Origin of the sequence: Dysgonomonas sp. HGC4, from assembly GCF_001261715.1 — a bacterium.
Taxonomy (GTDB): Bacteria; Bacteroidota; Bacteroidia; order Bacteroidales; family Dysgonomonadaceae; genus Dysgonomonas_A.
In genome coordinates, this window is record NZ_CVRU01000110.1 from 1 (window position 1) to 7,690 (window position 7,690).

Genomic DNA, 7,690 nt, shown 5'->3' on the forward strand with positions numbered 1-7,690 from the left:
AGATTATATAAATAAATACATCTTCGTCACATGTTGACTATTGTCAGACGTTCTTCTTCCGGAACAGCGATATAATCCAAAGTAAAACAACAGCTCCTACTACCGACATTATTAATACCCCGAATATTCCACCAGTACTAATACCTAGTAAGCCATAAATCCATCCGCCTAAGACACTACCTACAAGACCTACTATCAAATTAACAATAAAGCCAAATCCATTTCCTTTCATAATCCAACCGGCAATAGCACCTGCGGCAACACCAATAATTATCGACCATATAATTCCGTAACCTTCCATAATCTAAATTTTTAAATTAATATTTATGTAAACTCCAATTGTAGAAGTCTGTCAATATTTATATAAAACAAGGAAGAAGAAGGTTTTGTTCGATTTATTATGCATTAGGGAACCTGAGCTTTATACAAAAAAATACTCATTGCACTTTTCTAAGACACTTATTTCAAAGGTAAATTTCATCTGCTAAATAGATTTTTGCTTGTCCGTTAATTTCAGCTCTATCATTCAAATGTTTACATTTCAAGCACCCTTCTCGTTCCGATAAATACTACAACTAAGAAAAAACACTTTCAGAATAGAAGGTTCCAATAAAGTGATAAATACCGTATGTTTGTAGTCAAAATCTAATTAATATCTACGAATCTTCATTGAGAGCAGAATAATTGTTAGTTTTACACTCAATAAATTTTCAATATATTTGCATCTTTTAATTCAATGCTAATTTAGAAACTCAATATGACTCCATTATTTTATAAAGATCAGGAAAAATTTTATGTTTCTGTGGACTGCCTTATTCTCGGATTTAAGAACGACAAATTGTATCTTCTTATATCAAAACGTAAATTCGAGCCATTGAAAGGACAAGATTCTCTCATGGGCGGATTCGTTCGGGCAGAAGAAAGCCTTTCGGAAACAGTTTCGAGAGTCGTATTTGAATATACTGGCATTCAAGATGTCTTTATGGAGCAAGTAGGTGCATATGGTGAGATTGGACGTGATACGGGAGAGCGCGTTGTTTCCTTAGCTTACTATGCTTTGATAGATATACAATCGTTTGATGATCAATTATGCAAAGTGCACGATGCTCGTTGGGAGGAACTGGATAAAGTTGGTGATCTTATTTTTGACCACAATCTAATATTAAACGATACAATCGAAATTCTGAGGAACAAAGCTGCAACCAAACCACTTGGTTTCAACCTTCTTCCTGAAAAGTTCACATTGCCTCAACTTCAAAGTTTATATGAGGCAATCTATCAAACTCCTTTAGATAAACGAAATTTCAGAAAGAAGATTCTAGAGATGGATATTCTCGAAAAACAAGAAGACAAAGATAAATCGAGCTCAAAAAGAGGAGCTTTCTATTACAAATTCAATAAAGAGAAATACGATCTTCTACTAAAAAAAGGATACTTCTTTTCATTATAACATACATCAAGGTATCATAAAATGATGTCTTATAGCCGATTATTTAGAATATGATCTGTTGTAAGGCATTTTTTATTATTAATATGTTTTATAACACATACCGAATAAGTGTTACTTAATACACTTATTCGTAATATTGCAAGTGTATTCAAAACACTTATTTTCCTTTTTTTACCTTGTAACAGCATGTTAGAAACATTAAAGAAAGAAGTTTTCGAGGCCAACCTTAATCTAGTAAAGCACGGATTGGTAATATTTACCTGGGGAAATGTGAGTGCAATAGATCGAGATTCTCAATTAGTTGTTATTAAGCCATCGGGAGTATCGTATGATACAATGACAGCCGAAGATATGGTTGTTGTTGATTTGGATGGTAACGTAGTAGAAGGGAAATTAAAACCCTCTTCCGATACAGCTACTCACCTCGTCTTATACAAAGCATTCCCTGCAATTGGCGGAATTGTACATACCCATTCGACCTATGCAACAGCTTGGGCACAAGCTGGGTGTGATATTCCAAATATTGGAACTACTCATGCCGATTACTTCAAGGATGCGATACCTTGCACCAGACAAATGACCCCTGACGAAATAAAAAACAAATACGAACTGGAAACCGGTAATGTAATTGTGGAGCGATTCAAGGATTTGAATTCAGAATATACACCCGGAGTTTTAGTGAATAATCACGGTCCTTTTTCATGGGGAAAAGATGCAGATAATGCTGTATACAATGCAGTTGTGTTGGAACAAGTTGCTAAAATGGCATCTATATCATTCGCTGTAAATCCTCAATTGAAAATGAATGATGACCTTATAAAGAAGCATTTCTTTAGAAAACACGGACCCGATGCTTATTACGGTCAATAACGTGCTGAGATAAATCTTTTATACTCATTCACAGATTAACTATTTAATACAAAAAAATAAAAAGGTCACAGACCTTATTAATCAAAAAATTTATATATCATGGAATTTAAAGATTTAGAAGTTTGGTTTGTAACCGGCGCACAATTGTTATATGGCGGAGATGCTGTTGTATCGGTAAATGCACACTCGACCGAAATAGTAAAAGGTTTGAATGATGCAGGTACACTACCCGTAAAAGTTGTTTTTAAAGGAACAGTAAACTCTTCTGCCGAAGTAGCAAAAGCTTTTTCTGAGGCAAATAACGATCCTAAATGTGTTGGAATCATTACATGGATGCACACTTTCTCACCTGCTAAAATGTGGATTCAAGGATTGAAAGATTACAAAAAACCACTTTTACATCTTCACACTCAATTCAATAAAGAAATTCCATGGTCTGAAATCGATATGGATTTCATGAACTTGAATCAATCAGCGCATGGCGACCGCGAGTTTGGTCATATGGTTAGCCGTATGCGCAAAAACAGAAAAGTAGTTGTAGGACATTGGTCTGATGCCAAAGTTCAAGCTAAAATAGCCGTTTGGCAACGTGTTGCAGCAGCTTGGGCAGATGCTCAGGGCATGATTATTGTCCGCTTTGGCGACAACATGAACAATGTAGCTGTAACCGATGGTGATAAACTAGAGGCCGAATTAAGATTAGGATATCATAATGATTATTATGGTGTTGGCGATTTAGTAGCTTTTCAAGATAAAGTAACAGAAGCAGACATAGATGCTCTAGTTGCAGAATATGAAAAAGAATATATATTTGCTGACGATTGTAAAAAAGGTGCAAAGAATCATGGACAAGTACGCGAGGCTGCTCGTGAAGAAATAGCTCTTCGTCGCTTTTTGAAAGACAAAGGAGCAAAAGCATTTACAACTAATTTCAATGCATTACACGGTTTGAATCAATTACCGGGTCTGGCTTGTCAACGTTTAATGGCAGAAGGTTACGGATTTGGTGCAGAAGGTGACTGGAAAACAGCAGCCTTACTCAGAACCATGTGGGTAATGGCTAAAGGATTACCCGGAGGAACATCTTTCCTTGAAGATTACACCTACCATTTCGATGGAGAACAAAGTGCAATTCTTCAATCTCACATGTTAGAAGTATCTCCTGAAATTACAACTCAAAAACCACGATTAGAAGTTCATCCATTAGGTATCGGCGGTAAAGCAGATCCTGCACGTTTGGTTTTCACAGCCCATGCAGGAACAGGTGTTGCAGCTACTATTGTTGATATGGGCAACCGTTTCCGTATGATTGTAAACAATGTAGATGTTATTGAACCTAAAGCAGCATTACCCAAATTGCCAGTAGCTAGTGCTTTGTGGATACCACAACCTAACCTGGAAATAGGTGCAGCAGCTTGGATATTAGCCGGAGGTACTCATCATACTTCATTCTCATATGCATTAACCAATGAGTTTTTGGAAGATTATGCAGACATAGCCGGAATCGAATTGATAACTATTGATAAAGACACAACAATCAATAAGTTTAAATTCGAATTGAAAGTAAACGAAGTGTTCTATTTGCTAAATAAAGCATTACAGTAAGTTAGTTAAGGTTTGACCAATAGCCTTGAAGATATTTTATCTTCGGGGCTTTAGGTCTAAATTGCAAACCTTACTCAACCCTTTTATTTAATCTTAACTCTGAATAGAATATGAAATATACAATTGGACTAGATTATGGTTCTGATTCTTGTCGGGCCGTTATCATCGATGCCGAAACAGGCAAAGAAATAGCTTCATCCGTAAAATATTACAAACGTTGGGCAGCAGGCAAATACTGTGACCCACATAAAAACCAATATAGACAACACCCTCTTGATTATATAGAGAGCCTTGAAGAATCGGTAAAAGAAGCTTTAAGCAAATCACCTAAAGGTACAGCCGAAAATGTTGTAGGAATCTCTTTCGATACCACAGGCTCAACACCTGCACTTATAGATAAAGACGGTGAAGTACTTTCTTTAAGACCGGAGTTTGCAGAAAACCCGAATGCGATGTTCGTACTTTGGAAAGATCATACTGCAGTAAAGGAAGCCGCAAAAATAAATGAAGTAGCTAAAAGATGGCCTATTGATTATACAGCTTATGAAGGCGGTATATACTCGAGCGAATGGGTTTGGGCAAAAATGGCCCATGTACTAAAAGTTGATGAAACAATTCGTGATGCAGCTTATTGCTGGATAGAACATTGCGACTGGATGTCAGCTTTAATTACTAATACCACAAAACCATCTGATATAATAAGAAGCCGTTGTGCAGCAGGTCATAAAGCCATGTGGCTCAAAGAATGGGACGGATTACCAACTGATGATTTCTTGACAGAAGTAGAACCTCTGCTTAAAGGCTATAGAGACAGACTCTTTAAAGAGACATACACGAGCGATGTTAAAGTAGGTAATCTTACTCAGGAATGGGCAGACAGATTGGGTCTTACTACCAATGTAGCTGTTGGAGTAGGTGCATTCGATTGTCACATGGGAGCAGTGGGTGCTGAAATAGGACCTAAAACCTTTGTGCGTGTAATCGGAACATCTACCTGCGATATAATGATTGTGCCTTATGAAAGCATGCACGGAAAACTAATTCCCGGAATATGCGGACAGGTTGACGGTTCGGTAGTTCCCGGAATGATTGGCTTAGAAGCAGGACAATCGGGTTTTGGTGATATATATGCTTGGTTTAAATCGGTACTGGCATGGCCAATCGAAAATCTAATCAAAGAATCCTCTTTAATAGATCAGGCAACAAAAGATAAACTAATAGCGGAAGCTTTAGATAAAATGATCCCTGCCCTATCGATTGAGGCAGCAAAAATACCTGTATCCGAAAGTGGCGTTTTAGCAATCGACTGGATGAACGGACGCAGAACTCCCGATGCTAATCAATTGGTAAAAGGCACAATCACAGGTTTGAATCTTGCAAGTGATGCACCTATCATTTTTAAAGCATTGGTCGAAGCCACAGCATTCGGCTCGAAAGCAATTGTAGACCGTTTCATTGAAAATGGTATCGAAATAGAAAGTGTAATAGGAATCGGAGGTATTTCATTGAAATCTCCACTTGTTATGCAAACGCTGGCAGATGTATTGGGTATGCCTATTAAAGTGGCTAAATCAGAACAAGCCTGTGCCTTTGGTGCAGCTATGTTTGCGGCAGTTGCAGCAGGTGTGCATCCAACTATAAAAGAAGCACAAACAGCCATGGGGCAAGGTTTTGCATCTGAATACAAGCCCAATCTTGAAAATCATAAAGTGTATATGGCATTGTATGATAAGTATCAAAAGCTTGGAAAATTTACGGAAACAGAATTATTCTCATAAGCTCTCAGAGCTTTTTATTGCCTTAGTAGGTGTAACAACAAAAGGTAGTTATAGCTATAAAATGAAGCAAAAAACATTTTACATCACTTAAATGATCTTATACGTATGAATTGGAATTCACATGAATTTATCTGGCTCGACTGGGTGATTATCACTATTGGGATATTGGCGGTAACATGGGCAGTTTGGCGTTCGGTACAAAAAGACAAGCGCCTGCAACAAGGTGCCAATAGCGAGGACTACCTATTTGGTAAGGGAGAGCCATGGTACATCATTGGGGCAGCTATCTTTGCTGCAAACATCGGTTCGGAACACCTTGTAGGGCTTGCCGGAACGGGTGCTAAAGCGGGTGTAGGTATGGCACACTGGGAAATGCAAGGTTGGATGATACTCCTCCTCGGGTGGCTCTTTGTACCCTTCTATCAATTGATGAACAATAAGATGGGTAAAATCATCACAATGCCCGACTTTCTCAAATATCGTTATACACCAGCTACAGGCTCATGGCTGTCTATCATCACTCTTATAGCATACGTGTTGACCAAAGTGAGCGTAACAGCATTTACCGGTGGTATCTTTATGGAAAGTCTTCTTGGCTTACCTTTCTGGTACGGAGCAATCGGCTTGATAGTATTAACTGGTGTATTTACTGTTTTCGGAGGTATGAAAGGTGTAATGACATTGTCGGCAATTCAAACCCCGATACTTATCATTGGTTCGTTTCTCGTACTTTTCCTAGGATTATCAGCACTAGGATACGGCAGTATCGCTGATGGTTGGACTGCAATGATTGATTATTCTAAAACACTGAATGTAGGAGCAGACGGAGCTGCACATGGTACAAATCATATGTTCCACTTCAATACGGGTGACCCATTGTACGACGACTATCCCGGTTTTTGGGTATTCATCGGGGCTTCAATTATCGGTTTTTGGTATTGGTGTACCGATCAACATATTGTTCAACGTGTACTCGGACAACGCAAGGGAGAGGCTAACGATGTAGTAATGAAACGTGCACGCAGAGGTACTATTGCTGCCGGCTATTTTAAACTATTACCAGTATTTATGTTCTTGATACCGGGTATGGTAGCTGCTGCATTGGCTGCACGTCCCGACAGTGGGTTTACATTGGACGACCCTGATACCGCCTTCGGTTCAATGGTTAAGTTTGTATTACCTGCCGGTGTGAAGGGTATTGTTACCATAGGTTTTATATCTGCATTGGTTGCTTCTTTGGCAGCATTCTTCAACTCTTGTGCTACGCTGTTTACTGAAGACTTTTATAAACCTAAGTTCAAAGAGAAAAGCGAAGCTACCTATGTTTTAGTAGGTCGTATTGCAACAGTTGTTGTAGTGATACTTGGTATTGTATGGATACCTATTATGATGAGTCTTGGTAGCCTTTATGATTATCTACAAGGCATACAATCGTTGCTTGCACCTGCAATGGTAGCAGTATTTGCACTAGGTATATTTTCTAAAAGAATTACACCGAAAGCGGGAGAAGCAGGTATGATCGTAGGTTTTATTATCGGTATGACACGCTTATTGACCAACATATTTACAAACACAGGTGAAGACGTAATGACAGGCTGGTACTGGGAGTGTACAACTTGGTTTTGGCAAACTAACTGGCTTATTTTTGAAGTATGGTTACTTGTATTTATCATGTTACTGATGGTTGTAGTATCGTTTTTCACACCAAAACCAACTGCTCAACAGATAGAGGCTATCACCTTCACCGACGATTACAAAAAAGTTATCGGAAAGAGTTGGGACAAGTGGGATGTTGTTGCATCGCTCGGAGTTGTTTCTCTTTGTGGATTATTCTATTGGTACTTCTGGTAAACAGATATATTCTTTACTAAAATAAAAGACAATTTATATTTATCTAGTTATTTTGTATTTCTTGATTATTCTCACTGTTATTTATAAGTAATTATACAACAGTGAGAATTTTCTATCTTTAAGATTTCAGACCTTT

At 38.1% G+C, this 7,690-nt stretch carries 6 protein-coding genes; 5 read left to right on the plus strand and 1 reads right to left on the minus strand.

The window, feature by feature from the left end; genetic code table 11:
• Positions 1 to 43: 43 nt before the first annotated feature.
• Entirely contained in the window at positions 44 to 301 is a 258-nt protein-coding gene (locus tag HGC4_RS11040; RefSeq protein WP_050710192.1) for a GlsB/YeaQ/YmgE family stress response membrane protein, read from the minus strand.
• Between the two features lie 456 nt (positions 302 to 757).
• Here HGC4_RS11040 and HGC4_RS11045 point away from each other — a divergent pair, with 456 nt between their 5' ends.
• From HGC4_RS11045 to HGC4_RS11065, 5 genes are all read left to right on the plus strand, one after another.
• Positions 758 to 1,450, plus strand: a complete 693-nt coding sequence (locus tag HGC4_RS11045; protein ID WP_050710193.1) for an NUDIX hydrolase — start codon at positions 758 to 760, stop codon at positions 1,448 to 1,450.
• A 186-nt stretch (positions 1,451 to 1,636) separates the two neighbouring features.
• A complete protein-coding gene (locus HGC4_RS11050) occupies positions 1,637 to 2,320 on the plus strand; it encodes an L-ribulose-5-phosphate 4-epimerase (protein WP_050710194.1) in 684 nt (227 codons plus the stop codon).
• A 99-nt stretch (positions 2,321 to 2,419) separates the two neighbouring features.
• Positions 2,420 to 3,925 (plus strand): L-arabinose isomerase, encoded by a 1,506-nt coding sequence (gene araA, locus HGC4_RS11055; RefSeq protein WP_050710195.1) that lies wholly within the window; start codon positions 2,420 to 2,422, stop codon positions 3,923 to 3,925.
• A gap of 110 nt (positions 3,926 to 4,035) precedes the next feature.
• Positions 4,036 to 5,703: a ribulokinase gene (locus HGC4_RS11060; protein WP_050710196.1), complete on the plus strand. Its 1,668-nt coding sequence runs from the start codon at positions 4,036 to 4,038 to the stop codon at positions 5,701 to 5,703.
• A 105-nt stretch (positions 5,704 to 5,808) separates the two neighbouring features.
• Positions 5,809 to 7,554, plus strand: coding sequence for a sodium:solute symporter (locus HGC4_RS11065; protein ID WP_050710197.1), 1,746 nt, complete (start codon positions 5,809 to 5,811; stop codon positions 7,552 to 7,554).
• Positions 7,555 to 7,690: the final 136 nt, after the last annotated feature.

Bases quoted from the DNA above. Each gene is read 5' to 3' on its own strand.
- HGC4_RS11050 (WP_050710194.1), top strand. From the start codon at position 1,637: ATGTTAGAAACATTAAAGAAAGAAGTTTTCGAGGCCAACCTTAATCTA.
- araA (WP_050710195.1), top strand. From the start codon at position 2,420: ATGGAATTTAAAGATTTAGAAGTTTGGTTTGTAACCGGCGCACAATTG.
- HGC4_RS11045 (WP_050710193.1), top strand. From the start codon at position 758: ATGACTCCATTATTTTATAAAGATCAGGAAAAATTTTATGTTTCTGTG.
- HGC4_RS11040 (WP_050710192.1), bottom strand. From the start codon at position 301: ATGGAAGGTTACGGAATTATATGGTCGATAATTATTGGTGTTGCCGCA.
- HGC4_RS11065 (WP_050710197.1), top strand. From the start codon at position 5,809: ATGAATTGGAATTCACATGAATTTATCTGGCTCGACTGGGTGATTATC.
- HGC4_RS11060 (WP_050710196.1), top strand. From the start codon at position 4,036: ATGAAATATACAATTGGACTAGATTATGGTTCTGATTCTTGTCGGGCC.